This window comes from Pseudomonas sp. 313 (assembly GCF_000316965.1).
Classification (GTDB): domain Bacteria; phylum Pseudomonadota; class Gammaproteobacteria; order Pseudomonadales; family Pseudomonadaceae; genus Chryseomonas; species Chryseomonas benzopyrenica.
Genome location: NZ_ANBZ01000079.1, coordinates 80,736 through 107,475, shown reverse-complemented (window position 1 = coordinate 107,475; position 26,740 = coordinate 80,736). Strand labels below are relative to the sequence as shown.

29 protein-coding genes are annotated in these 26,740 nt (G+C 64.0%); 18 read left to right on the top strand and 11 right to left on the bottom strand.

Going from position 1 to position 26,740, the window contains the following annotated elements; all coding sequences use genetic code 11:
• Positions 1 to 4: 4 nt before the first annotated feature.
• From C722_RS26300 to C722_RS0118635, 5 genes are all read left to right on the top strand, one after another.
• Entirely contained in the window at positions 5 to 175 is a 171-nt protein-coding gene (locus C722_RS26300) for a hypothetical protein (protein ID WP_157225853.1), read from the top strand.
• A 316-nt stretch (positions 176 to 491) separates the two neighbouring features.
• On the top strand, positions 492 to 1,298 hold the full coding sequence (locus C722_RS25905; RefSeq protein ID WP_081594604.1) for a HAMP domain-containing sensor histidine kinase: 807 nt from the start codon (positions 492 to 494) through the stop codon (positions 1,296 to 1,298).
• A gap of 33 nt (positions 1,299 to 1,331) precedes the next feature.
• Positions 1,332 to 2,378: a hypothetical protein gene (locus tag C722_RS0118645; RefSeq protein WP_017641968.1), complete on the top strand. Its 1,047-nt coding sequence runs from the start codon at positions 1,332 to 1,334 to the stop codon at positions 2,376 to 2,378.
• A gap of 191 nt (positions 2,379 to 2,569) precedes the next feature.
• Positions 2,570 to 3,703: a GGDEF domain-containing protein gene (locus tag C722_RS0118640; RefSeq protein ID WP_017641967.1), complete on the top strand. Its 1,134-nt coding sequence runs from the start codon at positions 2,570 to 2,572 to the stop codon at positions 3,701 to 3,703.
• A gap of 48 nt (positions 3,704 to 3,751) precedes the next feature.
• Positions 3,752 to 4,219, top strand: coding sequence for a GNAT family N-acetyltransferase (locus tag C722_RS0118635; RefSeq protein WP_017641966.1), 468 nt, complete (start codon positions 3,752 to 3,754; stop codon positions 4,217 to 4,219).
• A gap of 62 nt (positions 4,220 to 4,281) precedes the next feature.
• On the opposite strand, the gene C722_RS26295 is transcribed toward C722_RS0118635, so the two are convergent.
• Positions 4,282 to 5,181 (bottom strand): hypothetical protein, encoded by a 900-nt coding sequence (locus C722_RS26295; RefSeq protein WP_157225852.1) that lies wholly within the window; start codon positions 5,179 to 5,181, stop codon positions 4,282 to 4,284.
• Positions 5,182 to 5,609: 428 nt separating this feature from the next.
• A complete protein-coding gene (locus tag C722_RS0118625; RefSeq protein ID WP_017641964.1) occupies positions 5,610 to 6,353 on the bottom strand; it encodes a class I SAM-dependent methyltransferase in 744 nt (247 codons plus the stop codon).
• Positions 6,354 to 6,450: 97 nt separating this feature from the next.
• On the opposite strand from C722_RS0118625, the gene C722_RS0118620 reads away from it, so the two are divergent.
• Positions 6,451 to 6,918: an RNA methyltransferase gene (locus C722_RS0118620; protein ID WP_026083947.1), complete on the top strand. Its 468-nt coding sequence runs from the start codon at positions 6,451 to 6,453 to the stop codon at positions 6,916 to 6,918.
• Here the strand turns inward: C722_RS0118620 and C722_RS0118615 are convergent.
• Positions 6,915 to 7,745 carry an IclR family transcriptional regulator gene (locus C722_RS0118615; protein WP_007160504.1) on the bottom strand — a complete coding sequence of 277 codons (831 nt, stop codon included), beginning with the start codon at positions 7,743 to 7,745 and terminating at the stop codon, positions 6,915 to 6,917. The genes C722_RS0118620 and C722_RS0118615 overlap by 4 nt on opposite strands.
• Positions 7,746 to 7,984: 239 nt before the next feature.
• Between C722_RS0118615 and C722_RS0118610 the strand changes: the two genes are divergently transcribed.
• From C722_RS0118610 to C722_RS0118575, 8 genes are all read left to right on the top strand, one after another.
• Positions 7,985 to 9,004 carry an ABC transporter ATP-binding protein gene (locus tag C722_RS0118610; RefSeq protein WP_017641961.1) on the top strand — a complete coding sequence of 340 codons (1,020 nt, stop codon included), beginning with the start codon at positions 7,985 to 7,987 and terminating at the stop codon, positions 9,002 to 9,004.
• Entirely contained in the window at positions 9,001 to 9,867 is an 867-nt protein-coding gene (locus C722_RS0118605; protein WP_017641960.1) for an ABC transporter permease, read from the top strand. The genes C722_RS0118610 and C722_RS0118605 overlap by 4 nt, the downstream gene beginning before the upstream one ends.
• Before the next feature lie 4 nt (positions 9,868 to 9,871).
• On the top strand, positions 9,872 to 10,669 hold the full coding sequence (locus C722_RS0118600; RefSeq protein ID WP_017641959.1) for an ABC transporter permease: 798 nt from the start codon (positions 9,872 to 9,874) through the stop codon (positions 10,667 to 10,669).
• 17 nt (positions 10,670 to 10,686) lie between these two features.
• Positions 10,687 to 10,977: a (2Fe-2S)-binding protein gene (locus tag C722_RS0118595; protein ID WP_026083946.1), complete on the top strand. Its 291-nt coding sequence runs from the start codon at positions 10,687 to 10,689 to the stop codon at positions 10,975 to 10,977.
• Positions 10,974 to 12,335: an NAD(P)/FAD-dependent oxidoreductase gene (locus C722_RS0118590; RefSeq protein WP_017641957.1), complete on the top strand. Its 1,362-nt coding sequence runs from the start codon at positions 10,974 to 10,976 to the stop codon at positions 12,333 to 12,335. The genes C722_RS0118595 and C722_RS0118590 overlap by 4 nt, the downstream gene beginning before the upstream one ends.
• Positions 12,332 to 13,468 carry an FAD-binding oxidoreductase gene (locus C722_RS0118585; RefSeq protein WP_017641956.1) on the top strand — a complete coding sequence of 379 codons (1,137 nt, stop codon included), beginning with the start codon at positions 12,332 to 12,334 and terminating at the stop codon, positions 13,466 to 13,468. Before C722_RS0118590 ends, C722_RS0118585 begins: the two co-directional genes overlap by 4 nt.
• Positions 13,459 to 14,487 carry an ABC transporter substrate-binding protein gene (locus C722_RS0118580; protein ID WP_017641955.1) on the top strand — a complete coding sequence of 343 codons (1,029 nt, stop codon included), beginning with the start codon at positions 13,459 to 13,461 and terminating at the stop codon, positions 14,485 to 14,487. The genes C722_RS0118585 and C722_RS0118580 overlap by 10 nt, the downstream gene beginning before the upstream one ends.
• Positions 14,488 to 14,589: 102 nt before the next feature.
• Positions 14,590 to 14,937: a cupin domain-containing protein gene (locus tag C722_RS0118575; protein ID WP_007160512.1), complete on the top strand. Its 348-nt coding sequence runs from the start codon at positions 14,590 to 14,592 to the stop codon at positions 14,935 to 14,937.
• 39 nt (positions 14,938 to 14,976) lie between these two features.
• On the opposite strand, the gene C722_RS0118570 is transcribed toward C722_RS0118575, so the two are convergent.
• Both C722_RS0118570 and C722_RS0118565 read right to left on the bottom strand, forming a co-directional pair.
• A complete protein-coding gene (locus C722_RS0118570) occupies positions 14,977 to 15,600 on the bottom strand; it encodes a glutathione S-transferase family protein (protein WP_017641954.1) in 624 nt (207 codons plus the stop codon).
• On the bottom strand, positions 15,594 to 16,226 hold the full coding sequence (locus C722_RS0118565) for a DJ-1/PfpI family protein (protein WP_017641953.1): 633 nt from the start codon (positions 16,224 to 16,226) through the stop codon (positions 15,594 to 15,596). The genes C722_RS0118570 and C722_RS0118565 overlap by 7 nt, the downstream gene beginning before the upstream one ends.
• A 243-nt stretch (positions 16,227 to 16,469) precedes the next feature.
• On the opposite strand from C722_RS0118565, the gene C722_RS25150 reads away from it, so the two are divergent.
• The gene (locus C722_RS25150) at positions 16,470 to 17,486 is read left to right on the top strand and encodes a GGDEF domain-containing protein (RefSeq protein WP_017641952.1); all 1,017 of its coding nucleotides are present in this window, start codon (positions 16,470 to 16,472) and stop codon (positions 17,484 to 17,486) included.
• A gap of 6 nt (positions 17,487 to 17,492) precedes the next feature.
• On the opposite strand, the gene C722_RS0118555 is transcribed toward C722_RS25150, so the two are convergent.
• The 3 genes from C722_RS0118555 to C722_RS0118545 form a co-directional block, all read right to left on the bottom strand.
• Positions 17,493 to 17,891, bottom strand: coding sequence for a septal ring lytic transglycosylase RlpA family protein (locus tag C722_RS0118555; protein ID WP_017641951.1), 399 nt, complete (start codon positions 17,889 to 17,891; stop codon positions 17,493 to 17,495).
• Between the two features lie 144 nt (positions 17,892 to 18,035).
• Positions 18,036 to 18,662, bottom strand: a complete 627-nt coding sequence (locus C722_RS0118550; RefSeq protein ID WP_017641950.1) for a hemolysin III family protein — start codon at positions 18,660 to 18,662, stop codon at positions 18,036 to 18,038.
• Positions 18,663 to 18,691: 29 nt separating this feature from the next.
• Complete coding sequence (locus C722_RS0118545; RefSeq protein WP_026083945.1) at positions 18,692 to 20,053, bottom strand: sodium:proton antiporter; 1,362 nt, start codon at positions 20,051 to 20,053, stop codon at positions 18,692 to 18,694.
• A gap of 181 nt (positions 20,054 to 20,234) precedes the next feature.
• Between C722_RS0118545 and C722_RS0118540 the strand changes: the two genes are divergently transcribed.
• On the top strand, positions 20,235 to 22,628 hold the full coding sequence (locus C722_RS0118540) for a DEAD/DEAH box helicase (protein ID WP_017641948.1): 2,394 nt from the start codon (positions 20,235 to 20,237) through the stop codon (positions 22,626 to 22,628).
• Between the two features lie 197 nt (positions 22,629 to 22,825).
• Here the strand turns inward: C722_RS0118540 and C722_RS0118535 are convergent, their stop codons facing one another.
• Together C722_RS0118535 and C722_RS0118530 are read right to left on the bottom strand one after the other, a co-directional pair.
• Complete coding sequence (locus C722_RS0118535; RefSeq protein ID WP_017641947.1) at positions 22,826 to 23,293, bottom strand: DUF4442 domain-containing protein; 468 nt, start codon at positions 23,291 to 23,293, stop codon at positions 22,826 to 22,828.
• A gap of 157 nt (positions 23,294 to 23,450) precedes the next feature.
• Positions 23,451 to 24,641, bottom strand: a complete 1,191-nt coding sequence (locus tag C722_RS0118530) for a sugar transporter (protein ID WP_017641946.1) — start codon at positions 24,639 to 24,641, stop codon at positions 23,451 to 23,453.
• 417 nt (positions 24,642 to 25,058) lie between these two features.
• Here C722_RS0118530 and C722_RS0118525 point away from each other — a divergent pair, with 417 nt between their 5' ends.
• Both C722_RS0118525 and C722_RS0118520 read left to right on the top strand, forming a co-directional pair.
• The gene (locus C722_RS0118525) at positions 25,059 to 25,394 is read left to right on the top strand and encodes a DUF305 domain-containing protein (RefSeq protein ID WP_017641945.1); all 336 of its coding nucleotides are present in this window, start codon (positions 25,059 to 25,061) and stop codon (positions 25,392 to 25,394) included.
• 61 nt (positions 25,395 to 25,455) lie between these two features.
• Complete coding sequence (locus C722_RS0118520) at positions 25,456 to 25,836, top strand: VOC family protein (RefSeq protein ID WP_026083944.1); 381 nt, start codon at positions 25,456 to 25,458, stop codon at positions 25,834 to 25,836.
• Here the strand turns inward: C722_RS0118520 and C722_RS0118515 are convergent.
• Positions 25,833 to 26,681, bottom strand: coding sequence for a CAP domain-containing protein (locus tag C722_RS0118515; RefSeq protein WP_017641943.1), 849 nt, complete (start codon positions 26,679 to 26,681; stop codon positions 25,833 to 25,835). The two genes, C722_RS0118520 and C722_RS0118515, sit on opposite strands and share 4 nt — an antisense overlap.
• Positions 26,682 to 26,740 lie beyond the last annotated feature (59 nt).

Here is a 26,740-nt window from a genome sequence, read left to right as displayed (position 1 = left end):
AAACATGAAAAATGTCAGTCAAATAGAAAAACAAAAGCTTATACAAGCCGCAAAATCTTCAATACTAAGCGGAAAACTAGACGATGCTAACAATGTGGCGAAAGGCTTGACAAAAGAAGATGCGCAACTATTTTTAGCAGTAATACAAACAGGTATAGCGGTGCTTGCCTCATGAATAACATTGTCGTTCCGCATGTTTATCAAAAATCCCGCCATGATGGGAGTTTGGTGCGGTGGCCTAACCGGTGCATAATTTGTAAAACAAAAGAGTGCGAAAAACTATTCAACGACGGGAACATGGGGCTCTGCTCTTATGGCTATAATTATATAACCGTCAATAAAATAGTTTTAGCTGGATTCATCTGCCCAGATCACAACTCCCAGTCAAAATCAAAAAGCAAGAATTTGCAGAGCGACAAAAAACAATTAATTAACTTACATTTAATCGAAAGCCAGGCAGCCTTACTGAGGCAACTGGAAATAAAAAGAGCATGCTCCTACAGGAGCAAAAAAGTGCAGCCAGGGATGAGTTTTTAGGAAAAGAATCCTTCAAGGATGAATTTCTTATAGAGCTAAAAGAAGACATTTTAAAAGGGCTATCTTTTGTACACGATTACAAACAAATAAATGCAACGATATCCCAAAACATTAACGTTATAATCGAAACCAAATATTCCGAACTTGATTTCGAAAAAAAGCTAGAGAAAGCCAGCCAGCAAGAGAAAGCGATATATTGGGCTAGTAAGTTTTTGCAAGAAAAACTGAATGTAGCAAAATATTTATTAAATCCAGACTGGATTAACAGAGAGAGTGAAAAAGCGAGTTTCAGATTTCATGGCCTAGCATTAAAATACATAAAGCTCTACGAGGATCTATTTCGCAAAAAAAGTATAAACCTGTCTATTACTGGAACTAGCCACAAATCGGTCTTAGCTAACCCCGAAGCAGTATCGGTGATAATACAGACGCTAGTCGATAATGCTTACAAGTATTCAAAAAAATCTGGAAAAGCTGAAATACACATATCAGATCAAGAAGACCACATTTTGTTCTCGGTTTCTTCTTATGGACCAAGAATATTAGACACTGAAAGGGAGCTCATATTCCTCCCTTTCAAAAGAGCTAAGGATGCTATAAAAACTCAGGAAGAAGGCGCAGGCTACGGCCTCTATATATCGCAGCTAATAGCGAGAAGAATCAATACCATAATAGAGGTAGAGCAGGAAGCACAGCTAAAAGAAAAGCAGGGTCACTGGACAACCTTTTCTATAAATATCCCTTTCACTGATTGGAATTAGCTACTTAAGCTTTATCTGCAGCAAGGACGACCCATGCCCCGCTGGACCGACCAACCCGCCACCGACACGGATGCTGTCTTCGATTTCATCCTCAAGTTCTCCGGCACCTTCTTGCGGCGTCATGCTTCGCTGTTGGCCAAGGTACTGCCGCCGGCCCTCGGCTTCGGGATGTTCCTGGCCTATTTCGCCCGTAATCACTTCTATCCCAGCTTCGATCTCTTCCAGTTTTCGTCACTGTTGCTGGCGGCTGCCTGCCTGGGCTTCCTGACCATTGGCGCCTTCGTTGCCGCACTGTTCCTGCCTGGGGACTGGGTCTATTACCGCTTCATCAATACGGCGGCGATCAAGGAAGACATCACCTACGCCCTGCCCTATCGCGGCGAGGGGCGCTTTCGCAAGATCATGCTGTTGATGGCGGTGGTGTTCTTCGTGCCCTATCTGCTGGCGGGGTTCAGCGATGCGGCCATTCTTTTCGTCGATCCTGAGCTGTTCCTCAGCGTCGCCTTGTTTGCGCCCATCCCCATCACGCTACTGGCGGGCATGGCCATACAGGGGCTGTTCGACTTGCGCCGCTTCAGCTTCCTTAAGTTCGTCTGGGAGGCTTACCTGCCGACGATGGTCGTCGGCCTGTTCATCTTCTGGATGCTGGCCCAGGCCTATCCGCTGGTGAGCGATTGGCAGCCGCTGCTCAAGTGGGGCGCTCTGGCCATCGCCCCCTTCATCATTGCCTTCGTCACGACCATGACATCCATGCTGTTCATCGCCGGCTGGAAGGCGGCGATGATGTTTTCGCTGTTCTTCGCCCTCTTTCTGGCCGGCTATAGCGGTGTGCTCACCACCCTCCCCGAGACCATGGTCAAGACGCTGGGTCTGGGTAACTACCAGGCCAAGGCCATCGTGCTCGACACCTCCTATTGCGCCAAGGAACAGGCCAGGGTGCTGCCTACCGATGAGCAGTGCGTGCTCAAGGACGTCCAGGTGGTCTGGTCGCTGGGCGAGGCCTTCGTGCTGCGGCTGGCGGATGGCAGCACGGCGCGGTTGCCGGCATCGGCGATTCGGACGTTGGTGAAACCCCAGTAACGGACGGTCCGCCTGCGCCAGCCACAGGTCAGGTTTGAATTAGGTTTACTGGCCCGTCATCATGGCGCGCAATCCTCTGCCTCAAGCCCGCGCCTGCCGTGTCGATATGACTGCGGTGCGGCTCCGCTTTGGCGGGTGCTCGTCCCAGGCAGGGAGCGCCCTTTTCGTATCCAGACAGGTCCGATTCGCCCATGGCACTCGATGCCCCCACCATGCTGACCCTCACCATCGCCCTGGCGGCTGCCGCGGCGGGCTATCTGGCCATCGAGTGGCGGTCAGTGCGCGAGTCGGCGTTACTGTACTGGAGCACAGGTTTCGCACTCATTTGCGTGGGTAGCACCCTGGCGCTGTTGCGCAGCCAGGGGCTGTTGCTGGTGGGCATCTGGTTCGCCAATGGGCTGCTGATCTTCGTGCATGGCCTCTTCTTGCTCGGCGTGGCGCGCTTCACCGGGCGCCGCCTGAGTCTGGGCTGGTGGGCCTTCGCTGCGATCTGGCTAGGGATGTTGCTGCTGCCCAATGAGGCCTGGTGGTCCAAGGTGCTGCTGGTGGTGCAGTCGCTCATGATCGGCATCCTGGCGGTGCGGGCGAGTTTGCTGCTGCGGCGGCGCAACGCCGGAGAACGGCAGCTGCGCGTGGTGTTGCTGATCCATGGACTCTTCTATCTGATCAAGATGATTCCGCCGCTCACCCCCGGCGCCCTAATCGACCTGGCGGTCTATCGCGGCGTCATCATCCAGGTCTCGCTGGTAGAGGGGGTGATGGCGGTGATGCTGATCGCCCTGTCGATGACCGGCACGGTGCGCTATCGCCGTGAGCAGCATATCGAGCGTCTGGCGGGCAGCGATCCGCTTACCGGCCTGCATAACCGCCGGGCGCTGGAAGCCGAGGCGCCGCGACTGTTTGGCCAGGCGACACCGGCCCGCCCAGGCGCCCTGCTGCTGATCGATCTGGATAACTTCAAGCTGGTGAACGACCTCCATGGCCATGCGGCCGGCGATGGTCTGCTGATCGCCCTGAGCGACCTGCTGCGTACCGCCCTGCCCCGCCAGGCGCTGGCCGCCCGGCTGGGGGGTGATGAATTCGTGGTGCTGCTGGGTGAGGCAGCTGATGCGGATGTCGTGCGCTTGGCAGACACCCTGCGCCAGCGCTTCAACCAGCTGGCGGCGCAGCGCCTGCGGACACCCGAGCCTGTCACCTTGAGTATCGGCGCCGTGCTGTTCGATCAACCGCCCGAAAGTCTGGCGGCCTTGCTGGAGCGCGGGGACGGTGCCCTCTACGCCGCCAAGCGTGGCGGGCGGGATGGATTGCGGATGAGCCTGGGATAAGGCCGCGCTAATGGCTTAGGCTTGGGCGATCGCCTGACCGGAGCCACCATGCCCATCGCCCTTGAATCTCCCGACCAACCCGAGGTGATCGCCCTGATCGCCGAGCTGGATGCCTATCAGGACGGCCTCTATCCGCCCGAGAGTCGTCATGCCTTGGATCTGACGTCGCTCATGCAGCCGAACGTGCTGTTCCTGGTCGCCCGGGATGACAGCGGCAGTGCCCTGGGCTGTGGGGCCATGGTGCTGCAGGACGACTATGGCGAGATCAAGCGGATGTATGTGAGCCCCAGGGGTCGCGGGCAAGGGTTGGGCGGTCGCCTGTTGGCGGAGCTAGAGCGTGAAGCGACAGGTCGCGGGTGTGAGCTGGCGCGACTGGAGACAGGGCCTTATCAGCCGGAGGCCTTGAGGCTTTATGAATCCGCGGGTTACCAGCGGCGTGGTCCTTTTGGGGCGTATCGGGACGATCCGTTGAGTGTGTTCATGGAGAAGCGGCTGGTACGACCAGCCGCTCCCTAATTGGCGACATAAAAACAATAGGCATCCATAAGGAATAGGTGCTTCCACCGCACCTAAAACGGTCATCTTTTGCAATTTATCCTACTGAAGATATAGCCTTGGTTTTCGTTGGGAACGCCCAAGACAGCCACATCATCATCCAACAACTTCACCTTCCCCATCAAATACTCCTTACCACATACCTCTGCCTTTATGTGAAAAGAAGAAAAAAACAAAGCCCCATTCAAAAATCTCACAGAATGGTCATTAGACAGTAAGTAACCTATAAGCTGCAGTGGCGCAACAGCTGTAATAGCCAAACCAACTACACATGAAGAGTGCACCAAAGAAGAAAATCTCTTTTTTCTTTTCTTAGGCTTTCTTGAGACTGTCAGACCAACACCGGTATAGGCATTATCCTGATTATCTGTGAAGGTCAACCTCGTCAATGCATATGCATATATGATCAAGGCAAAAATCGATAGACCAAAAGTCCAAGACAAGGGGGACAGAACTATCCCCAACCAAGCCATGCCCGTAGCAAATTCAGTTCCAGACACAGTTGTAGCATCTGAAATATAACCATCTGCCCAAACCGCTGACAAAGCCACAGTGACAGAAACGCTAGCTGTGCCTAATACACCCACGAGAAAAGAATTATTTTTTCTGAAGTCAGAAAAATTATACACAACAGACGCCAAGAACAACGAAACACAGCAGAGCAATAAAAGCAGCATCATACCAAACGCCTTTAGCAGCCAACCTCCCGGCCCACCATCTAAAACATAGGACTGACTCACAAATAATAAATACAATAAAACAAATATCAAAACTGGAAATCGATCAGTTATATCACCACGACTCAAACACAGAAACAGAAATCTAAAAACGCCAACACCTTTATGACCTCGAGAGTTTTTATATCTAACCACAACAGCAATTATTGCCGGACTTACAATATATAGAGCCACAATTGAAATCATAAAAAGCCTCACCAAGCCAATTAAAATCTACCATCATTGACAGCGCTTAATGCAGAATCCTCAGCAAGAAATCCGTGCTAACCCTTCCAACATTCAAGCCCTTAGAACTACCAACACGCAGACAATTATATAAACGCGACCACAATATATAGAACACAACCAAAAGAGATACCCCTATTCCCTTAGCCTATGCAATGCACCATGCAAGAAAAAATTATCAAATCAACGCCACACTGAGCTGACGCTTAGGCTCATACACGAACACAGCTATTTATTATTAAATTTTGGTATATAAATTACTATCTGCGCTATCTGAAAATTTCAGCAACCGCAGCAGCCGTAACTCGTCATACATCTTTACTATCAGTAGTCTTACAGAGCCTGAGGATGAGGCGCAGGACCGATCCATGCCCACGCGTATTAGAGCTCTAGCGCCTGACGCAGACGAACAGCGCATTGCCCGCCTCGCCGGCCCAGGGTTCGATGCGCTGGTAGTCGTGCTCCAGCACCTGGACCTCGAAGTGTGGCTCCAGCAGGGCCAGCAATTCGGGGAAGTCCACCGCCACCATGGGATGTTCGTCCTGCCAGGTCTGCTGCTGGCCGGCGTGACGACGTTCGATGCGCAGACGCAGTTGCTGGTGCTCGCCCTCGCCCGGGTAGTGCCAGGCGGAGGCGAAGCTGAAGTGGCCATCGGCCCGCACGACGCTGTGGCCGACGCTGGAGGCATTGTCGATGCGGCGCTTGTCGACGGCGTTGAAGCAGAACAGGCCGCCGGGGGTCAGGGCCGCCTGGACCTGCGTCAAACACGCCTGGAGCCGTGCGAGGCTGCCGCTATAGTGCAGGGAATAGAGAAAGCAGGTGATCAGATCGACCGGCTGCTCCAGCTCGAAGGCGCACATGTCCTGGCAGGAGAACCGGGCCTCGGGGCAACGCAGCGCGGCCTGGGCCAGCATCGGCGGATTGAGGTCCAGCCCGCTGCTCTGGAAGCCGGCATCGAGAAAATGCCGCACATGGGGACCGGTTCCGCAGGCGAGGTCCAGGTGACGGCTGCCGCCATTGCCGAAAAGCCGCTGCAGGCGCAGCACCGCCTGGCTCTGCGCCTGGTAGTCGATGTCGGCGCAGAGCAGGTCGTAGTAGGCCGACAGGTCGGTGTAGAGGGCGGTGGCGGACATCGCAGGGGCTCGGGGCTGGAGATGCGGGCGCGCATCTTAGTCGGTTTTCGCGATGATGGACGCCTTATACTGGCGGTTTTCCCGAGAGTCCCCTGACGTGAGCAACAAGAGATACGCCTGCATCGGCCTGAGCAACCCCAAGTCGCCCTCCAACGTCGGGTCCATCATGAGGGCGGCAGGCTGCTACGGGGTGGCCTCGGTGTTCTATACCGGCACCCGCTACGACCGCGCCAAGGACTTCGTCACCGACACCAAGAAGGTCCACCAGGACATTCCGCTGATCAACATCGACGCCCTGCGCCGCATCCTGCCGCTGGGGTGCGTGCCGGTGGCGGTGGAGCTGGTGGACGGCGCCCGGCCGCTACCCGAGTACACCCATCCCGATCGCGCCCTCTACCTGTTCGGTGCCGAGGACGGCTCCCTGAGTCAGGAGCTGCGCGACTGGTGCGAGGACGTGGTGTACATCCCCACCCAGGGCTGCATGAATCTGGCGGCCACGGTCAACGTGGTGCTCTATGACCGCCTGGCGAAGGGTAATAACACCCGCTCCGGCCCGCTTTTTTAACCAAACCCCTGAGTCGGCCGGCGCAAGACCGGATCGAAGGGGTTGATGCGCGCGGCGATCACCCCGGCTTCGCGGCGGAGCAGTTCGATCACCGTGGGCAGGCGCTGGGCGTTGAGGCGTTCGCTCAGGGTGCCCACGCTCAGGGCCGCCACCGCCCGGCCGTTGCGGTCGAGGATGGGGACGGCGAGGCCCGCCATGCCGGCCAGCACCCCGGTGTTGCGCGCGGCGTAGCCCTGCTGGCGGACGTTGTCGATCTCGGCGCGCAGCAGCACCTCGTCGTAATGATGGGCGTCGCGCAGCCGCGGCAGGTTGTAGCGGATCACCTCTTCGCGTTCTTCCTCGGGCAGGAAGGCCAGGATCGCCAGGGCGCCCTGGCCGCCGCCCAGAGGCACGCGACCGCCGATGTCGCCGGTGAAGGTGCGGATCGGATAGGGTCCTTCGCTGCGGTCCAGGCACATGGCGTCGAAGCCGCTACGCGCCAGCAGGAACAGTGAGTCGCCCAGGGACGCCGACAGCCGCAGCAGACTCGGCCGCGCTAGGTCGCGCAGATTGCCGACCTGGCCAGCGCGAGCCGCCAGGGCGAAGAAGTCCAGGCTCAGCCGGTATCTCTTGCTGCGGGCGCACTGCTCGACCATGCCCTCCTCCACCAGGCCACGCAGCAGCCGGTGGGTGGTGGGTTGCGACAGGCCTACGCGCTCGGCCAGACGGGTGACCTTCTCGCCTTCGGGATCGCCCTCACCGAGAGCGCGCACCACGGCGAACACCCGGCTGATGGCGCCGACGCCTACCTCGCCTACAACCGCCTTTCTTTCACTGGAATCTTCCATCTACCGCGCTCCGAAATATTCCACTGAGTGAATAAACATGAAAAAAGAGTTCATCCAGTGAAAAACCTGCTTGTCCGGCATCCTAGGTCGCCCTTACCTTCAGGTCTATAGGGCGATACTCACAATCACCGGACGCCGCCAGTCGAGCGAGCGCCAACGTCCCAGATCCAGGCTGTCTTTCGCCCTGCCCACACCTTGCCCACCTCTCCCGTGGGCGCGACCGGAGGAGCATTGCGGCCATGGCTTTCCTGACTCTCGACAACCTCAGCAAGCGCTACGGCGACAGCTACGCGGTGGCCGGTTCGACCCTGACCATCGAGCGCGGCGAATTCGTCTCCCTGCTCGGCCCTTCCGGCTGCGGCAAGACCACCACCCTGCAGATGATCGCCGGCTTCGTCGACGTCAGCAGCGGGCGCATCCTGCTCGACGGCCAGGACATCACCCACGCCAAGCCGGCCAGTCGCGGCCTCGGGGTGGTCTTCCAGAGCTACGCGCTGTTCCCGCACATGACGGTGCGCGACAACGTGGCCTTCGGTCTGCGCATGCGCAAGGTGGCGGGCACCGAGCTGGCGCGGCGGGTGGAGGAGGCCCTGGCGCTGGTGCATCTGGGACCGCATGCCGAGCGCTATCCGCGCGAACTCTCCGGCGGTCAGCGCCAGCGGGTGGCCCTGGCGCGGGCGCTGGTGATAGCCCCGCCGGTGCTGCTGCTGGACGAGCCGCTGTCCAACCTGGACGCCCATCTGCGCGAGGAAATGCAGTTCGAGATCCGCCGCATCCAGCGCGAGGTGGGCATCACCACCCTGATGGTGACCCACGACCAGTCCGAGGCGCTGTCCATCAGCGACCGGGTGGTGGTGATGGAGGCCGGGTGCATCACCCAGGTGGATGCGCCCTATCGCCTCTACGAACATCCGCGCAACAGATTCATCTCCGATTTCGTCGGCAAGGCCAACTTGCTGCCCGGCAGCCTGGATGCCCAGGGTCGGCCGCAGATCGCCGCCGGCGGCGCCCTGGCGATCTCGCTGCGGCCGGAAAAGATCGAGTTGCGCCCCGCCGGTGAGGGACGTCTGCAAGGGCGGGTGCTGACCCGTTTCTTCCTCGGCAGCCAGTGGCTGTATCGGCTGGAGACGGCGCTGGGCGAGGTGTCGGTGCTGCGCAGCAACGATGGGCTGCCGCCGCTGGACGAGGGCCAGCGCGTCGGGCTGCACTGGGACGACGGTCTGCTGCGCCGACTGGAAGCCGCGGAGGCCGCCGCATGAGCACCCTGCTGCGCGGCACCGGTCGCGCCTATCTGCTCAGCGCCCCGGCCCTGATGCTGTTCGCCGGACTGCTGCTGGCGCCCCTGGCGCTGACCCTGGCGCTATCCTTCAACGTCTTCGACTACGAGACCGGGATCAAGGAAGGCAGCTACACCCTGGCCCACTACTTGAGCCTGCTGGGCGATCCCTACTTCTACGAGATCTTCCTGCGCACCTTCTGGATCAGCGCCCTGGTCACACTGCTCTGCGTGTTGATCGGGGTACCGGAGGCCATCGTCCTCAGTCGCATGGGCGCGCCCTGGCGCTCGATCTTCCTGATCCTGGTGCTGACGCCGCTGTTGATCTCGGTGGTGGTGCGCGCCTTTGGCTGGAGTCTGCTGCTGGGCGCCGATGGACTGGTCAACCAGGCCATCGTGGCCCTGGGCGGGCGGCCGCTGAAGCTGCTCTACACCCCCTTCGCGGTGATCGTCGGCCTGGTCCACGTGATGCTGCCGTTCATGATCATCCCGGTGTGGACCTCGCTGCAGAAACTCGATCCCGCCGCCGAACAGGCCGCGCTGTCGCTGGGCGCCAGTCACCTGACGGTGCTGCGGCGCATCGTGCTGCCTCAGGTGATGCCCGGGGTGCTGTCGGGAACGCTGATCGTCTTCGGCCTGGCCGCCAGCTCCTTCGCCATCCCCGGCCTGCTGGGCGGACGCCGGCTGAAGATGGTCGCCACCCTGATCTACGACCAGTACCTGGCCGAGCTGAACTGGCCGATGGGCGCCACCCTGGCGGTGGCCCTGCTGCTGCTCAACCTGCTGGTGATGCTGGGCTGGAATCGCCTGGTGGAACGCCGCTACAAACGTGCCCTGGGAGTCTGACCGCATGACCCGCAACGGCCCGCTCGGGCTCGCCTTCCATACCCTGGTGATGGTCTTCATGCTGGCGCCGCTGGTGGTGGTCTGCCTGGTGGCCTTCACCCCGGAGAACACCCTCAGCCTGCCCACCGCCGGCTTCTCGCTGCGCTGGTTCGCCGCCGTGTTCGAGCGGGCGGACTTCCTCACCGCCTTCTACAACAGCCTGCAGCTGGCGGCGCTGTCGGCCACCCTGGCGACGCTGATCGCGGTGCCGGCGGGGCTGGCCATCACCCGCTATCGATTTCCTGGCCAGGGCTTTCTCAACGGCCTGTTCCTCTCGCCGATCATCATCCCGCACCTGGTGCTGGGCGTGGCCATGCTGCGGCTGTTCGCACTGCTGGGGGTGAATGGCAGTTTCAGCTGGCTGGTGCTGGCCCACGTGGTGGTGGTGATCACCCCCTATGTGCTGCGCCTGGTGATCGCCGCCGCCATCGGCATCGACCGCAGCGCCGAGCAGGCCGCCGAGAGCCTGGGCGCCAGTCGCACCACGCTGTTCTGCCGCATCACCCTGCCGATGATCCTGCCCGGGGTGGCCGGCGGCTGGCTGCTGGCCTTCATCAACAGCTTCGACGAGGTGACCCTGTCGATCTTCGTCACCTCGCCGGCGACCCAGACCCTGCCGGTACGGATGTACGTCTACGCCACCGAATCCATCGACCCCATGATGGCGGCGGTGTCGGCGCTGGTGATCGCCCTGACCGCGGCCACCATGATCCTGCTCGACCGCATCTACGGCCTGGATCGCGTGCTGGTGGGCAAACAATGAACAGCCGAGACCCCTCCATGGCACTGCTCAAGCGGGTGGCCGAAGGCGACCGCCCAACCCTGGCCTTCACCCTCGACGGCCAGCCGGCCGAGGGCCTGCAGGGCGATACCCTGCTGACCGCCATCCTCACCCAGAGCGATCACCTGCGCGGCAGCGATTTCGGCGGCGAACCCCGCGCCGGCTTCTGCCTGATGGGCGCCTGCCAGGACTGCTGGGTGCGCCTGGCCGACGGCCGCCGGGTACGTGCCTGCGCCACCTTTCTCGAAGCGGGCCAGCAGGTCAGCCGCGATCCGGGGCGGCCGCTGTGAGCGCCGTCGTGGTGGTGGGCGCCGGGCCAGCGGGCATCCGTGCGGCCCAGACGCTGGTCGCCCATGGCCTGGAGCCGGTGCTGCTGGATGAGAGCGCCCGCGGCGGTGGCCAGATCTATCGCCAGCAACCGGGCAATTTCCGGCGCCCGAGCAAGGCGCTCTATGGCTTCGAAGCGGGCAAGGCCCAGGCGCTGCACGGTGCTTTGACCGAGATGCAGACGACGCTGGACTATCGCCCCGACACCCTGGTGTGGAATGCCGAGCAAAGCGCCCTGGATACCCTGAGCCAGGGCCGCTATGTCGATCGCCTGGCCTTCGACCAGGTGATCGTCGCCACCGGTGCCACCGACCGTATCCTGCCGGTGCCGGGTTGGACCCTGCCCGGCGTCTACAGCCTGGGCGCCGCCCAGGTGGCGCTCAAATTCCAGGGCTGCGCCATCGGCAGCCGCCCGGTGCTGGCCGGTACCGGCCCGTTGCTCTATCTGGTCGCCTATCAATACGCCAAGGCCGGGGCCAAGCCGCTGGCGGTGCTGGACAGCGCGCCCTTCCGCGACCAGGCCGCGGCTACCCCGGCGCTGCTCGGTCAACCGGCCACCTTCGCCAAGGGCCTCTACTACCGCAGCTGGCTGGCGCTGCACGGCGTGCCCGTGCACCAGGGCGCTGAACTCCTTGCCGTCGAAGGCGAACGGCGTGTGGAGGCCGTGCGCTGGCGCGCTGCCGATGGCGAAGCGCATCGGCTGGAATGTGATGCTCTCGGCTTCGGCCAGACACTGCGCAGCGAAACCCAACTGGCCGATCTGCTGGGCTGCGAATTCGCCTGGAATCCGCTCAATCGCGCCTGGCTACCGGTGCGGGACAACGGCGGCCGCAGTAGCCAGGCCGGGGTCTACCTGGCCGGCGACGGCGCCGGTATCCAAGGCGCCGATGCCGCCGAACTGGCCGGTGAGCTGGCCGCCCTGAGCCTGCTGGCCGATCGCGGCCTGGCGGTGGACGCGACGCGGGTCGACGCCTTGCAAGCACGCCTGACCCGCTTCGAGGTCTTTCGCCAGGGCCTGGAGCGCGCCTTCCCCTTCCCCGCGGACTGGGCCGCCAAGGCGCCGGATGAGCTCATGGTCTGTCGCTGCGAGCAGGTCAGCGCTGGCGAGATCCGCGCCGCGGTGGATCAGGGGCACTGGGAGATCAACAGGGTCAAGGCCACCTGCCGGGTCGGCATGGGCCGCTGCCAGGGCCGCCTCTGTGGCGCGGCGGCGGCCGAGCTGATCGCCTGCGCCAGTGGCCGGCCGCTGGACCAGATCGGCCGGTTGCGCGCCCAGGCGCCAATCAAGCCGCTGCCCTTCGGCGTGGAGCTGGCGCCATGAGCCGGCTGGACGTGGATGTCCTGATCATCGGCGGCGGCATCGTCGGCAGCAGCGCGGCGCTGTTCCTGGCCCAGGGCGGCCAGCGCGTCGCCCTGCTGGAACGCAATTTCTGCGGCGCCCAGGCCAGTGGCGTCAACTATGGCGGGGTGCGCCGCCAGGGGCGGCCGCTGGTGCAATTGCCACTGTCCAGCCGTGCCCATCAGCTCTGGGGCGGTCTGCAGGACCTGCTGGGTACCGATGGTGAATACCTCAGATCCGGCCATCTCAAGCTCGCCCGCAGCGAGACCGACTTCGCCTCTCTGCAGGCCTATGCCCAGGCCAGCCAGGGCTTCGACCTCGATCTGCAACTGCTCGACCGCGGCGAATTGCGCCGGCGCTTTCCCTGGGTCGGCGACATCGCCGTGGGCGCCTCCTTCTGCCCCGACGACGGCCACGCCAATCCACGACTGGTCTCCCCGGCCTTCGCCCAGGCGGCTGCCCGCGCCGGTGCCCGAGTCCTCGAACGGACCGCCGTGACCGCCGTCGAGCACGACGGCCAGCGCTTCCAGCTCCGTACTGACAGCGGCCAGACCCTCACCGCGCCCTGGCTGCTGAATTGCGCGGGCGCCTGGGCAGCGGAGCTGGCCGCCCGCTTCGGCGAGCCGGTGCCCCTCACCGCGGCCCATCCGGCCATGCTGGTGACCGAACCGCTGCCGCCCTTCATGACCGCCAGCACCGGTGTGGAAGGCGGCGGCATCTATGCTCGTCAGGTGGCACGGGGCAATTGCGTGCTGGGCGGCGGGCGCGGTTTCGCCCTCGACGCCGATCGCGCCCGCCCCGGCCAGCTGGCCATCCTCGATATCCTGAGAAACGCCGCCGAACTCTATCCGGCGCTCACCGGTGCCCAGGCGATCCGCACCTGGAGCGGCGTCGAGGGTTATCTGCCGGATCACCAGCCGGTGCTCGGCCCCAGTCTCACCACCCCCGGCCTGCTGTACGGCTTCGGCTTTGCCGGCGCGGGCTTCCAGATCGGGCCGGCGGCTGGCGAAGCCCTGGCCGAGTGCATCCTGCAGGGCGCGCCCCGGCACAGCCTGCAGGCCTTTTCCATCGCCCGTTTCCCTTCCCAGCCCAGGAGTTCCCAATCATGCGCCTGACCCCTGCCCTGCTCGTGGCCCTCGCCGGCCTGCCCCTGGCCGCCCTGGCCGAACCGACGCTCTATCTCGGCATGAACGGCGGCACCATGGAGCGCCTCTATGCCGACAGCGTGCTGCCCGCCTTCGAGAAGGCGCACAACGTCAAGGTGGTGATCGTGCCCGGCACCTCGGCGGACATCCTCGCCAAGGTCCAGGCCAGTCCGCAGAAGCCGCCGATCCACGTGATGTTCCTCGACGACGGCATCATGTACCGCGCCATCGGCATGAATCTGTGCAGTCCGCTCAAGCCCAGCGCGAGCCTGGCGCAGATCCCCGACAAGGCCAAGATCAAGGACCAGGCGGCTGCCGTCAGCCTGGGCGTGACAGGGCTTGCCTACAACAGCCGGCTGTTCAAGGAAAAGGGCTGGGCGGCGCCGACCTCCTGGGCCGATCTGGCCGATCCCAAGTACAAGGGCAAGGTGGTGTTCCAATCGCTGTCCTCGTCCACCTTCGGCCTGCACGGCTTCCTGATGTTCAACCGTCTCAAGGGTGGCACCGAGCAGGACGTCGATCCCGGCTTCAAGGCCTGGCCCACCACCGTCGGCCCCAACGTGCTGGAGTACATCCCCAGCTCGGCCAAACTTTCGGAGATGGTGCAGACCGACGAGGCGGCGTTGTTCCCGCTGACGCCCACCCAGGTCACCGCGCTCAAGCTCAAGGGCATCCCGGTGGAATACGCGCCGCCCAAGGAAGGCGCCGTGGTGCTCAACGTCGCCGAATGCGTGACCGCCAACAACGACCAGCCGGAGCTGGCCCAGCAGCTGGCGGAATACCTGCTGACGCCCGAAGCCCAGGCCCCGGCGCTGGAACTGGGCGACCAGATCCCGTCCAACCCCAATACCCCCACCACCGACAAGACCCGTGGCCAGGTGGAGGCCATGCAGAACTACCTGAAGAGCGCCGTGACCATCGACTGGGACGAGGTCAACAAGGTAAGGCCGCAGTGGAACGCCCGCTGGAATCGGCAGGTGGAGCGCTAGTCGGCCGAATAGCGCAAATACGCTGGTCGGTGTCGACCCTGGACAACCCCGGTTCGGGGCGACCCCTCACCCTTGGCGGCTTCCATCACCAGGAGAGCCGCCATGGCCAACCCGCCCATCACCGTTCTGCGCGACACCCAACCCCTGCCCGTGGTCGATGCCTGCAAGTGGGAGCGCATCGAGGGTGAGCCCCATACCGTCAACCTCAATGCCTACACCTCCGATGACGGCAGCAAGATCATGGGCACCTGGATCTGCACCCCCGGCAAGTGGCGCGTCGACTACGTGAAGTGGGAGTACTGCCACTTCCAGGAGGGCTACTGCATCATCACCCCCGATGGCCAGGAACCCATCCACCTCAAGGCCGGCGACATCTTTGTCGTCGAACCCGGCATGAAGGGCACCTGGGAAGTGGTCGAGACGGTGCGCAAGTATTTCGTCTTCGCCTGACGTGCGAGCGGCGCCTGCCGGCGCTGCCCGGCGGGCTGCTCAGGGCGTGGCATCACTGGCATAGCAGGCCCAGGCCGGTCGCGTGGCCAGGCGCGCGAGATAGGCCTCGATGGCTGGTGCCGCGATCCGCTTCATGGGGGTGCTGCGCCAGCGGTGCAGCGACAGCCCCAGGGCGATGTCGGCCAGGCTGAAGCGCTCGCCGACCACATAGGGGCCGTGCTGCGCCAGGTGCGCCTCCAGAATGGCGATACGCCCGTTCCAGGTGGCGATGCCCTGCGCCAGGCGCTGCGGATCGGGCTGCGGCGGCTGTTGCTTCACCAGGGCCAGATAGGCGTAGCTCCAGGCCGGATTGAGTTCGCTGGCCTGCCAGTCCAGCCACTGATCGACCCGTGCCCGTGCCCGCGGTGCGGCGGGATACAACGCCTCGCCGCCCTGGGCGTTGGCCAGGTAGCGCAGGATGCTGTTGGATTCCCAGAGCACGAAGTCGCCGTCCAGCAGCACCGGGATCTGGCCATTGGGATTCCACTGCAGATACTCGGCGGACTGCGCCGAGCGAAAACCGGCGCCCCAGTCTTCACGCTCATAGCCCAGGCCCAGTTCGTCGAGGCACCAGAGCACCTTGCGCACGTTGATCGAAGAGACGCGGCCAAGGACCTTCAGCATGCGCAGGCGACCTCCAGGGGTTCATGGTCGAGATAGGGCTCGATGTTGCCGAGCGCACGCGCCACATAGTCCTCCTTCTCACCCACCGGGGCTACATAGTGCAGCGCCTCGGCAGCTGCCTCGCGGCCCAGCAGCCGGGCGATGACCCAGGCCGCCAGGTAGCTGGAGGCCAGGCAGCCACCGGCGGTGGCCAGATTGCCGCGGGCGAAGAAGGGCTGTGCCAGTACCTCGATGCCGGCCTCCTGTACCCAGGGCTTGGTGGTGAGATCGGTGCAGCCGGGTACGCCGTCGAGCAGGCCGAGACGCGCCAGCAACAGGGTGCCGGAGCACTGGGCGCCGATCAGCTGGCGCACGGGATCGAGCACGGCAAGCTGCTCCAGCAGGTCAGCATCCCGGGCGAGTTCACGCGTCCGGCTGCCGCTGCCCACCAGTACGGCGGTGCAGTCGGCCAGTTCGTCGAAGCCGGCCTGCCGCTCCAGACGGACGCCATTCATGGAGGTCACCCAGGGCGTGGGCGCCAGCAGCGACACCCGCCAGTCCGGACGCTTGATGCGATTGAGGATGCCCAGGGCGATCAGGGAGTCCAGTTCGTTGAAGCCGTCGAAGGTCAGGATGGCGAGGTGCATGGGGCTACCAGGTGCGCGGGGGTGAGCCGAGAGTCTCGGTCTCATCCAGGTGAGTTGGCCAGATACAGCGCCGCGCCAGGCCAGCCATACAGTCAGGCCATTCGCCGGAAACCCTTCTAAACCGCGCCATAGCACCGCCAAGCCACTGGAAGAGATAGCACTTAGACATTACAGTGGCGCCCTTGGCCGAAACGCCTGCCGATTTGCCATCGCCCATCGGCCTTACCCCGTTCCGAGATGTCGATGGACGACGATATTCGTTATGAACAGCATGTCCGGCGGGTGCTGCGCACCCCCCTGCAGGTATTGCAGCCTCTGATGCTGGCGCTGTGGCCGCTGAGTCTGTGGAGCAATCCGCTGATCGGCAGCCCCTACAAGCCACGCTACTTCGCCGTGATGCTGCTGTTGCTGGCGATCAGCGCCCTGCTCAGCGTTGCACGCAGCGCGCGCATGATGAGTCTTACCTTTACCGGCAACATCTGGGCGCTCGCCCTCGCCTTTCGCATCCAGATCCAGGATGGCGGCGCCGTGGGCCACTACTGGAATCTGCCCATCGCCGTGATCATCGTCCTGGGCACCTGCGGCATGACCTATCGTCTCTCCCACTACCTGATCACCCTCGCCGGCGCCGCCTTCATCCTGTTCATCGGTCAGACCCAGCTGGTTCCCACCGCCATGCCAATACACCTGGTCTGGTTGCTGGCCAGTGCCACCCTGGCCATCGGCATCGCCTACAACCACGCCAACAGCCAATGGATGCGACGGACCTTCATTCTCAAGGAGCGCTATCGGATCCTGGCGGAAACCGACGAACTGACCGGGATCGCCAATCGCCGCAAGCTCCTGCAGCAGCTGGACGAGGCTCGCGGCGAGAGCGGGCAGACGCCTGCGCATTTCGTCATGCTCGATATCGACAACTTCAAGGAGATCAACGACCGGCACGGTCATCAGGTCGGCGATCAGGTACTGGTCGCCACGGCGCGGGAAATCGATCAGCTCGATCCGAGGCTGCAGGTCGGTCGCCTGGGTGGCGAGGAATTCGGCCTGCTGATCCGCGGCCTGGACGATGCGCGGGTGAGCCACCTGCTGGAAGTCCTGCGTAACCGCCTGGCCGCCGCCGCCCCTCTGGGCATCAGCTTCAGTGCCGGGGCGCTTCGGCTCGACCCGGAAGTTTCTCTCAACGAGCTGCTGCGGCGGGCGGACGAAGGTCTCTATCAGGCCAAACGCCAGGGCAAAGACCAGATGGTCTGGCCACACTGAGTGGCGTTAATCCAGCTTTTCCACCTTTACCGCGGTGGTGCCGTCGTCGACCATGTCCACCCGCCGCGCAGCGGCCCGTGAGAGGTCGATGATGCGACCCCGGATATAGGGTCCGCGGTCATTGATGCGTACCACCACGGCGCGATCGTTTTCCAGGTTGGTCACCTTGACCCGGGTGCCGAGCGGCAGGGTCTTGTGAGCCGCGACCAGTTCGTTGTTGTTGAAGGTCTCGCCACTGGCGGTTTCCCTGCCGTGGAACTTGCGCGCATAGAAGGACGCCTTGCCGCGCTGTTCGAAGCTGGCGTCCTTCTTGATCGGCGCCGCGACGGTCTTGGCGTCCTTTTCCTGGCAGGCGGTGCAGGCAAGCATCAGGAGCAGTACGAGGGATCTGGGACGGCTGAACACGTTTCACCTTCCTCTTCTTCTTCGTTTTGGGAAAGCAACGCACTGGGGAGTGGATTCAGCTAGCTCTGAGCCGATCCGCTACCCAAGGGTTCGCGAAGTATGGCCATAGGCCGCCATATCTGTGACGAACCCCTCAAGAACGCCCTAGGGCACCGGCAGCACATACCTGAGGATGGCGACGAAGTGCAGGGCGCTGCCGGCCATGACGAAGCCGTGCCAGATGCCATGCCAATGACGAAAGCGGTCGTCGAAGACGAAGAACAGGATGCCGACGGTGTAAAGCACCCCACCGGCCACCAGCCAGGCGAAGCCTTCACCGCCCAGGCGATCCAGCAGCGGCCCCACCGCCACCAGCACGATCCAGCCCATGACGGCGTAGATCACCAGCGACAGGATGCGCGCTTCCGAACGCGGCTTGAGCTCCTGCGCCATGCCGATCAGCGCCAAGCCCCAGACGATGCCGAACAGCGTCCAGCCCCAGGGCCCGCGCAGCGTCACCAGGCAGAACGGCGTGTAGCTGCCGGCGATGAGCAGATAGATCGACAGGTGATCGAGCTTCTGCAACAGGCGTTTCGCCCGCCCCTTCACGCTGTGGTAGAGGGTCGAGACGCTGTAGAGGATCACCAGCGCCACCCCATAGATGGCCACGCTGACGATGCGCCAGGGATCCCCCTGCAGGCTGGCCAGCACCACCAGGGTGACGGCACCGGCCAGGGCCAGCAGGGCACCGATCAGATGGGTCCAGGCATTGAGACGTTCACCGTGATACATGCGTCCTCCGGTATGGGTCGCAAACGGGCTCAGGGTCTCGCCGAGCCCTCGCGACGGGCAGTGAGGCGCTCGTAGCGGTCGAGCAGCGGCTGGATGGAAATCCCGTGGACCGCGATGCTCAAGGCCACCACCGACAGGGTCAGGTCGACGATGGTCCCGGCCCAGTCGGCCGTGACGTGATGCGTGAGCGCGTAGCACAGATAATACAGGCTACCGATGCCGCGGATGCCGAACCAGCCGATCAGTGCCCCCTGCTGGCGATCGATGCGGGTGAAGGGCAGCATGGTCGCCACTCCCAGCGGGCGAATGACCACGAACAGCAAGGCGCCTAGGAGCAGCGCGCGGCTGTCCCAGTGGGTGATGAGCACCACGCCCAGCAGGGTCACCAGGAGCACCTCGAAGGAGCGTTCCACCAGGCTGCCGAAGGCCAGCATGTCGCCCATCATCACCCCGGCGGCCATGCGCGGCTCCTCGATGTCCTCCGCCTTGGCGACCGTGGCGTGCTCCGGTGCGCCGGTGAGATGCCCGATCACCGGCTGCGCCAGGTGCTCGGAAGGCGTTTCCGCATGCCCCGACGTCTGGACTTCCGCCTGGCGCAAACCCAGGCCGGCGGCGAACACCGCGAGAAAGCCGAAGGCGCCGATCTCGTCGGCCAGCACATAGGACAGGGCGATCAGTGCCAGGGCGAGGAAGTCGTTGGGCGAGATGGTGCTGTCGCCATGACGGGTGCGTAGATAGATCATCAGCCGACCCACGCCCTTGCCCATGAAGTAGCCCAGCAGCAGCCCAGCCGGTACACCCCAGACCACGCTCTTGAGAAACCACTCCAGGGTCCAGTCCCATTGCAACTGACCATGTTGCAGTAACAACAGGCCGAGCAGGACGAAGGGAAAAGCGGTGCCGTCGTTGAGGCCTGCCTCGCCGGAGAGACCGAAGCGCACCCGGTCGAAATCCTGGGCGTGGTTGACCTGCACCAGCCCGGCCAGCACCGGATCGGTGGGCGCGAGGATGGCGCCGATCAGCAAGGCCACGCCCCAGGGCAGGCCGAGCAGGTAGTGAGCGACCAGGCAGACGCCGGCGATGCTGAGAATCATCACTGGCCCGGCCAGCAGATAGGCGCCGTGCCAGGAGGAACGATGGAAGGACAGCCGCAGCTTGAGGCCGCTGACGAACAGCGAAAAGAGCACCGCCACCTCGGTCAGGTGGCCGATCCAGGTCGCCGATTGCTGGAAGTTGACCTCGGCCAGCCCCAGGCCGATGGGACTGATGAGCATGCCAAAGGCCAGACAGACCACCGAGGTGGTGACCGGTAGCCAGCGCAAATAGGCGGAGGTCAGGGCGAGGATCATCAACAACGATCCCAATACCCCGACCCAGACGAGAAAAGTCATGTGGGTGGCGTGATCCAGAACAGGAGAGGAAGAGTGGGTGACGGACGCCACCCTCTTGATGGAGACTGCGCCAAGGCCTTGGCGGTGCCCCCTATCTGCCGAATGGCGCACCACGCGGTGACCCCGTGGCTCCGGCCAGGGTCCCATGTCCTAATAGTCCCCCTGGAAAGCCTCTTCTCGCATGAGCGATCACCGCCTCCGCAAGCAACGCCGCCTCGAACGCCTGCAACGCTTCCTCGACTGGGCCGGCCGCACCCATCCCGACTTCGTCGCCAGGCAACAGCATCAGGAACTCTGGTTCAAACCCTACTCGGGTTATCCCCTGCCGCACCTGGGCCGTATCGCCAAGGCCTTCTGGCTGGGTCTCGACGAGGCCGCGGCGGTGGGCGCCGGCAGTGCACCCGATCCCGACCGTCTGCTGGGCCAGGCACTGCTCAGTGCCAGCAAGACCTTCGGCTATCCGGTGGACGTCTTCGGCAGCGAAAAGCTCTTCACCGGCGGCGCGGCGAGCGAGCTGCTCGAACCGCACTGGGCACTGAACCTGGCCGACAGTGACTCCGCCGAGACCTTTGCCGCGGCGGTCGGCCAGCGCCTGGGCGATGCCGTGCGCGAGCGGCTGAGCATCCTGGCGGCACCCTTCGCCGAGATGGCCGAGGAAGATCGTCAGCGCGTGCTGGAGCGGGTACCCCAGGCGCTGATCCGCCTGGACGACTTCCTGCCGCGCGCGGTGGAGGTGCTCAACGAGACGCGCCACGAGTTGAGATTCAATGTGGTGCTGACCCACGAGGACATCCGCCTGGAGATCCCCCGACGGCTGGCGGCCAATCAGGGGCGTCTGCTTGGCGACGCCGATGTGGCCGTGCTCAAGGCGGAGGCCGAGCGGGAATTGCGCGAGCGCTTCGCCGTGATGGTGGGCGAAGCCGATGCCCTGGACTTCGACCTGCACCAGCTCGGCACCCCGCGCCTGCAGGAGCTGATGCGCCTGGAGAGCGACAAGCTGCGTCGCGCCCTGCGCCACGCCGTGGGCCAGCAGCGCGAGAAGATGGCCTTCGCCGTGCTGCTGGAAAACAATCCGCGCTTCGGCCAGTACCACCAGAACTATCCGGCCCGGCGCCTGACCCGCACCTGGACCGCGCTGCTCGGCCCCACCAACAGCGGCAAGACCCACAGGTCCATCGAAGCCATGGCGGCGGTGACCCACGCCATCTACCTGTCACCGTTGCGGCTGATGGCGCTGGAGAACCAGGAGCGCCTGGAATCCCTCGGTGTGCCCTGCTCCCTGGTAACTGGTGAGGAAGAGATCATTCGTCCGGGCGCCACCCACTTCTGCTGCACCGTCGAGGAATTCGCCCGCTTCCGGCGCCAGCAATGGGAGGTGGTGGTGGTCGACGAGGTGCAGATGCTGGCCGATCCGCAACGCGGCTGGGCCTGGGTCGATGCCCTGGTCAGTGCCCATACCAAGCGCCTGCTGATGACCGGTCCGGCGCTGATCGAACCTTCGCTGCGCACCCTCTGCGAGCTGTGCGAGGACCGCCTGGAGATCAAGCCCACCAAGCGCCTGTCGCCGGTTACGGTGGCGCGCCATGCCACCGCCCTGGAGCGCCTGGAGCCCGGGTCGCTGCTGGTGGCCTTCAGCCGGCGGGTGGTGCTGGAGCTCAAGGGCCTGCTGGAGATGGCCGGTCGTCGGGTCTCGGTGGTCTATGGCGCCCTCTCCCCGGAGGTGCGTCGTGAACAGGCGCGGCGATTCCGCGAAGGCGAGACCGAGATCATGGTGGCCACCGATGCGGTGGGCATGGGCCTCAACCTGCCCGCCCACACGCTGTGCTTCTATACCGACGAGAAATTCGACGGGGTGCAGAATCGCCCGCTGCGGGTGCAGGAGGTCAAGCAGATCGGCGGTCGCGCCGGGCGTTTCGGCCATCATGCCGAGGGCGAGATCACCGCGCTGGAACCCCATGTGCTGCGCAACATCAAGCGGCTGTTCCACAGCCCGGACGATCCGGTGGACCTGCACCAGTTCCAGGTGCGACCGAGCCTGGAGCACCTGCGCGCCCTGTCCGACTTCATGGAGGAGCCCAGCCTGCTGCGCACCTGGCTGACCTTCAACCGCAACATCAACTACGGCGATGCCTTCGTCTCGGTGCTCCCCGATGAACTGGCCGAGTGGATCAAGCTGATCGACCTGCCCGGCATCGATTTCCAGCTGCGCTGGATCTTCGCCTGCACGCCGATCCGCGGCGGCCTGGAGGGCCCGGCCAGTGGCCAGGCCCAGCGCTGGCTGCGGATGGTCGCCCGCGGCGAGCCGGTGGATTTGCCGCGCATTCCCATGGGTACCGATCTCGCCGGACTGGAAAGCGCCCTGCACGTGGTGGAGACCTATCTGCACCTGGCGCGCAGTCTGCCCGAGCTGTTTCCCGCGCTGGAACGCGGCCAGGATCATCGCGACCTGCTCAACGACGCCATCACCCGCGAGCTGTCGCGCCGCCGCCGGCCGCGGGGCCAGGAGAAGGGTCAGGGCAAGGGCGGCCGGCGCCAGGGGCGTGGGGAGCGCCGGGGTGGGCGCTTCGGGCGTTAGTTTCGTAGGTTGGCGCTGAGCGCAGCGAAGCCCAACAACGTGGACACCCCTACCCGCGATCGCCTCTCCCCCTTTCCCGCCGGGAGAGGGGGCGGTTGGCCGCGGAGGGTGGATAACGGCGCGGCCTTCCACCGTCTTGCGTTGGGCTTGCCCGTGGAAAACGCTACGCGATTTTTCACGCTACCGGCCGGCCGCTCTTACCGAGACGTCGCCACCGGCAGCCGCGCCTTGAAGCTCCAGGTGAAGAAGAATTCCGCCACCTGCTCGCCACTCTCGTCGGTGCCGACGCTGCGCAGTTGCAGCACCTGGGGCTCGCCCGTCTCCCGGGCCAGCCGCAGCGCCGCAGCGATGGCCTCGCCCTGGTCGCAGCGAAAGACGAGGGTGCCCACGGCCTTCTTGGTGAAGCGGGCGCTCATGGCCACCACCAGCATGGCGTAGCGACTACCGGAACGGCGGATGTGCCGGTCGGCGAGGATGCCGGTGGAAAATTCCGCCGCCATGCCCTCCACCGCCCAGAACATGCTCTTGAAGGGATTCTGGTTCAGCCAGCCATGGGTGACCTGAATCTGGCAGCCGGCATCGTCCAGCTGGCGCAGGCGCAGGCCGGCGATCTTGGCGATGGGCACCTTGGTCCAGACGAAGAGATTGAACAGCAGTCGATTCATGGCGAGCGCATCCGGCAGCCTGGCCAAGGCGCCAGGAGCCCGCAGCTTAGCGCTTCGTCTCGGGCCGCTCCACGACTGACGGGCGCGGCCCGGTAGACAGTTCGCGACCCCTGGGTCGCGTACCCGGGGCGCCTCGTCGAGGAGGCGCCCGCAAGCCTTACAGCGGATTGGCGTTGAGTTGCTCGGCGTAGCGGCGGGTCATGAAGACCGCGAACAGCAGGCCGGCCACCGCCAGGCTGCCGCCGACCAGGCCGACGTAGGGCATGCCGACATGGGTCCCCACCACGCTGCCCAGCAGGGCGCCGCCGCCGATGCCGACGTTGTAGATGCCGGAGAACAGCGCCATGGCGACGTCCGTGGCGTCCTTGGCCAGGGCCAGCACCTTGGCTTGCAGCGCCAGGCCGAAACTCATGATGGCGATGCCCCAGACCACGCTCAGGCCCTCCAGCATGAAGCTCTTCCAGGCGAAGGGCAGCAGCAACAGCAGCGACAGGGCGATGCCGGCGATGGCCGCGACCAGAAAGCCATTGGGGAATCTCAGACTGTAGCGGCTGAACAGCAGCGAACCTATGACCCCGGAACCGCCGAACAGCAGCAGCAAGGCGGTGATCTGCATGCCGCCCATGTCCGCCACTTCCACGGCGAAGGGCTCGATATAGCTGTAGCCGGTGAAATGGGCGGTCACCACCAGGGTGGTGAGCAGGTAGATGCACAGCAGCGCGGGGCGCTTGAACAATACCGGCAGGCTGGCCAGGGAACCGGAATTCTCGCTGGGCAGCAGCGGCAGGTTGCGCGCCAGCCAGAGCACCGTGCCCACCGCCAGCGCCGCGATGGCGACGAAGGTGTAGCGCCAGCCCAACAATTCGCCCAGCACCCGGCCCAACGGGATGCCCAGCACCATGGCCAGGCAGGTACCGGTAGCCAGCAGGCCGAGCGCCTGGGTCTGCTTGCCGACCGGGGCGATGCGCACCGCCAGCGAGGCGGTGATCGACCAGAACACCGCATGGGAGAAGGCTATGCCGATGCGACTGGCCACCAGCACCTCGAAGCTCCAGGCCACCCCGGACAGGCCGTGGCAGGCGACGAACACCGCGAAGACGAACATCAGTAGCCGCCGTCGCTCGATGGAGCGCGTGGCGAGCATCATCGGCAGCGACATCAGGGCGACCACCCAGGCATAGATGGTCAGCATCAGCCCGACCTGCGAGGGACGCATGTCGAAGCTGCGACCGATGTCGCTGAGCAGCGCCACCGGGACAAATTCCGTGGTGTTGAAGATGAAGGCGGCCAGGGCCAGGGCGATGACACCGGACCAGCTGGGCTTCCGGGCTTCGGCGGTAGCATCCATGGGGGGTCTTCTACTCCAGAGCGAAGGGGTGGATAGCGACTTCCGGTCAGAAAGCCGACGACGAAAACCCACGAGCAAAGGCTTGGCCCGCCTGCGACGCCGGGTCGCGAGCGAGAAGTCTGCTGTAGGTAGAGATTGGAATTGGATGTAGTAAAAATTCTACGCTGCTGCGTCGGACCATCACAACCTCTCGCAGTTGCGCCCAGTGATGGCGATCGCCTGGTCGAAGCGGCCAACTGCCTGATCGGCGTCGCTTTTTCGCCCAGGGTTCAGCGCGCCGACCGCCTGGCGCTGCGACAAAACATCGCGAAACCTTTTACCCGGCGCCGGCTCCCAGCGAAACGCGCCGGATGATTTGACCTTACCCCAGGGGCAAGCTCTAGCCTCGGCGTCATCAGCCCAGTCAGGAGTCCGAACATGCGTATCGTCCTTTCCTCCACCCTGCTCGCCCTCACCCTGCTGGCAGGCGGCGTCGCCCAGGCCGCCGAAACCCAGCACCAGAACCACCAGGACATGCAGAAGAGCATGGAGGCCATGCACCAGGGCATGGAAGAAGGCCTCAAGGCCAAGGACCCGGATCTGGCCTTCGCCAAGGGCATGCTGGCCCACCATGAGGGCGCCGTCGACATGGCCCGCTACCAGCTCCAGCACGGCAAGGACCCGGAGATGCGCACGCTGGCCGAGGACATCATCCAGGCCCAGCAGAAGGAGATCGATCAGCTCAATCGCTGGATCAAGGCCCACGCCAAGTGATGGTGCGCCGCGCCCGGGACTGGCACAGTGAAAGACCAGTCCGGTCGCGGAGACCGCCATGCTGATCGATCATCTGGATCATCTGGTCCTGACCACCACGGACCTCGCCGCCTGCGAGGATTTCTACACCCGGGTGCTGGGCATGCGCCTGGAGGTATTCGGTGCGGGGCGCAAGGCGCTGCGCTATGGCAACCAGAAGATCAATCTGCATGAGCGGGGGCACGAATTCGAACCCAAGGCGCACCTGCCGGTGCCGGGCGCCCTCGACCTCTGCTTTATCGCCCACCAGTCGCTGGACGCCGTGATCGCCCATCTCCAACGTGAAGGCTGGCCGATCCTGGAAGGCCCAGTGGCACGCACCGGCGCCACCGGACCGATCCGCTCGGTCTATGTCCGCGATCCCGATCTCAACCTCATCGAGATCGCCGAGTACCCGACCTAGCGCGGCCGGCCGAACACCTGGGTCCAGTAGAGACTGTGGGTGCTGCGCGGATTCAAGGCGTAGGCCGCCCCCATCTCGGTGAACTCCGGATTCATCAGGTTGGCGCAATGCCCCGGGCTGGCCAACCAGCCCTGCATGGCCTGAGCGACCGAACCGGCACCGGCAGCGATGTTCTCGCCGATCCGAGTCCAGCCGTAGCCCTGCTTGGCCACCCGCTCGGCAACGGTGCCGCCGCCGGGCGCCGTGTGGGAGAAGTAGTCGCGGCCGGCCATGTCCTGACTGTGGGCCAGGGCGGCATTGGCCAGGGCCGGATTCCAGCGCAGCGGCGCGGTGGCGGCGAAGCGCCGGGTACCGCAGGTGCGGGCCTGGGCCCGGGCGCGATTGACCTCGGCCAGGACGGCCTTGCCGGCCGTCTGCCAGTCGCCCAGTCCGGCGCTCCCCACCGGGCGCGCCAGCACCAGCTGCCAGCGCGGACCCTGCTGACTCACCCCGATCTGCGCATAGTCGCTGCTGGCCAGCGGCCGGCAATACTGCTGGCGCAGTCCGGCCATGGCCGCCTGGGCGGTGGGGGCGCCCGCCAGCATGATCACCTGCACGGCCGATGCCTGATAACCCGCGGCGCGCAGATCGCCCTGCAGCCGATCGCGACCGGTCAGGCGCACCGCCGCCAGGCGATTGTCGGCGGCGAGCGGCGCCGCGGCGCGGGTGCCCGGGCACCCCTGGGGGGCGGCGCGATAGGCGTTGATCAGACTGACCAGGCGCGCCTCCTCGGGCGTCGCGGCGAGGGCAGCCTGGGTCAGCAGGGTCGTGGTCAGCAGCAGGGACAAGGCGGGGAAACGGGACATGCGCGAGCGGATCCGGAAAAGACGGAAGCGCTATGTACCCGGCCTGAATCCAGGGCGCA

Bases quoted from the DNA above. Each gene is read 5' to 3' on its own strand.
- C722_RS0118600 (WP_017641959.1), top strand. From the start codon at position 9,872: ATGACCCGCAACGGCCCGCTCGGGCTCGCCTTCCATACCCTGGTGATG.
- C722_RS0118645 (WP_017641968.1), top strand. From the start codon at position 1,332: ATGCCCCGCTGGACCGACCAACCCGCCACCGACACGGATGCTGTCTTC.
- C722_RS26295 (WP_157225852.1), bottom strand. From the start codon at position 5,181: ATGATTTCAATTGTGGCTCTATATATTGTAAGTCCGGCAATAATTGCT.
- C722_RS0118565 (WP_017641953.1), bottom strand. From the start codon at position 16,226: ATGCACCTCGCCATCCTGACCTTCGACGGCTTCAACGAACTGGACTCC.
- C722_RS0118585 (WP_017641956.1), top strand. From the start codon at position 12,332: ATGAGCCGGCTGGACGTGGATGTCCTGATCATCGGCGGCGGCATCGTC.
- C722_RS0118580 (WP_017641955.1), top strand. From the start codon at position 13,459: ATGCGCCTGACCCCTGCCCTGCTCGTGGCCCTCGCCGGCCTGCCCCTG.
- C722_RS0118570 (WP_017641954.1), bottom strand. From the start codon at position 15,600: ATGCTGAAGGTCCTTGGCCGCGTCTCTTCGATCAACGTGCGCAAGGTG.
- C722_RS25905 (WP_081594604.1), top strand. From the start codon at position 492: ATGCTCCTACAGGAGCAAAAAAGTGCAGCCAGGGATGAGTTTTTAGGA.
- C722_RS0118575 (WP_007160512.1), top strand. From the start codon at position 14,590: ATGGCCAACCCGCCCATCACCGTTCTGCGCGACACCCAACCCCTGCCC.
- C722_RS0118545 (WP_026083945.1), bottom strand. From the start codon at position 20,053: ATGACTTTTCTCGTCTGGGTCGGGGTATTGGGATCGTTGTTGATGATC.
- C722_RS0118595 (WP_026083946.1), top strand. From the start codon at position 10,687: ATGGCACTGCTCAAGCGGGTGGCCGAAGGCGACCGCCCAACCCTGGCC.
- C722_RS0118605 (WP_017641960.1), top strand. From the start codon at position 9,001: ATGAGCACCCTGCTGCGCGGCACCGGTCGCGCCTATCTGCTCAGCGCC.
- C722_RS0118535 (WP_017641947.1), bottom strand. From the start codon at position 23,293: ATGAATCGACTGCTGTTCAATCTCTTCGTCTGGACCAAGGTGCCCATC.
- C722_RS0118515 (WP_017641943.1), bottom strand. From the start codon at position 26,681: ATGTCCCGTTTCCCCGCCTTGTCCCTGCTGCTGACCACGACCCTGCTG.
- C722_RS0118530 (WP_017641946.1), bottom strand. From the start codon at position 24,641: ATGGATGCTACCGCCGAAGCCCGGAAGCCCAGCTGGTCCGGTGTCATC.
- C722_RS0118635 (WP_017641966.1), top strand. From the start codon at position 3,752: ATGCCCATCGCCCTTGAATCTCCCGACCAACCCGAGGTGATCGCCCTG.
- C722_RS0118525 (WP_017641945.1), top strand. From the start codon at position 25,059: ATGCGTATCGTCCTTTCCTCCACCCTGCTCGCCCTCACCCTGCTGGCA.
- C722_RS0118615 (WP_007160504.1), bottom strand. From the start codon at position 7,745: ATGGAAGATTCCAGTGAAAGAAAGGCGGTTGTAGGCGAGGTAGGCGTC.
- C722_RS0118540 (WP_017641948.1), top strand. From the start codon at position 20,235: ATGAGCGATCACCGCCTCCGCAAGCAACGCCGCCTCGAACGCCTGCAA.
- C722_RS26300 (WP_157225853.1), top strand. From the start codon at position 5: ATGAAAAATGTCAGTCAAATAGAAAAACAAAAGCTTATACAAGCCGCA.
- C722_RS0118625 (WP_017641964.1), bottom strand. From the start codon at position 6,353: ATGTCCGCCACCGCCCTCTACACCGACCTGTCGGCCTACTACGACCTG.
- C722_RS25150 (WP_017641952.1), top strand. From the start codon at position 16,470: ATGGACGACGATATTCGTTATGAACAGCATGTCCGGCGGGTGCTGCGC.
- C722_RS0118640 (WP_017641967.1), top strand. From the start codon at position 2,570: ATGGCACTCGATGCCCCCACCATGCTGACCCTCACCATCGCCCTGGCG.
- C722_RS0118550 (WP_017641950.1), bottom strand. From the start codon at position 18,662: ATGTATCACGGTGAACGTCTCAATGCCTGGACCCATCTGATCGGTGCC.
- C722_RS0118610 (WP_017641961.1), top strand. From the start codon at position 7,985: ATGGCTTTCCTGACTCTCGACAACCTCAGCAAGCGCTACGGCGACAGC.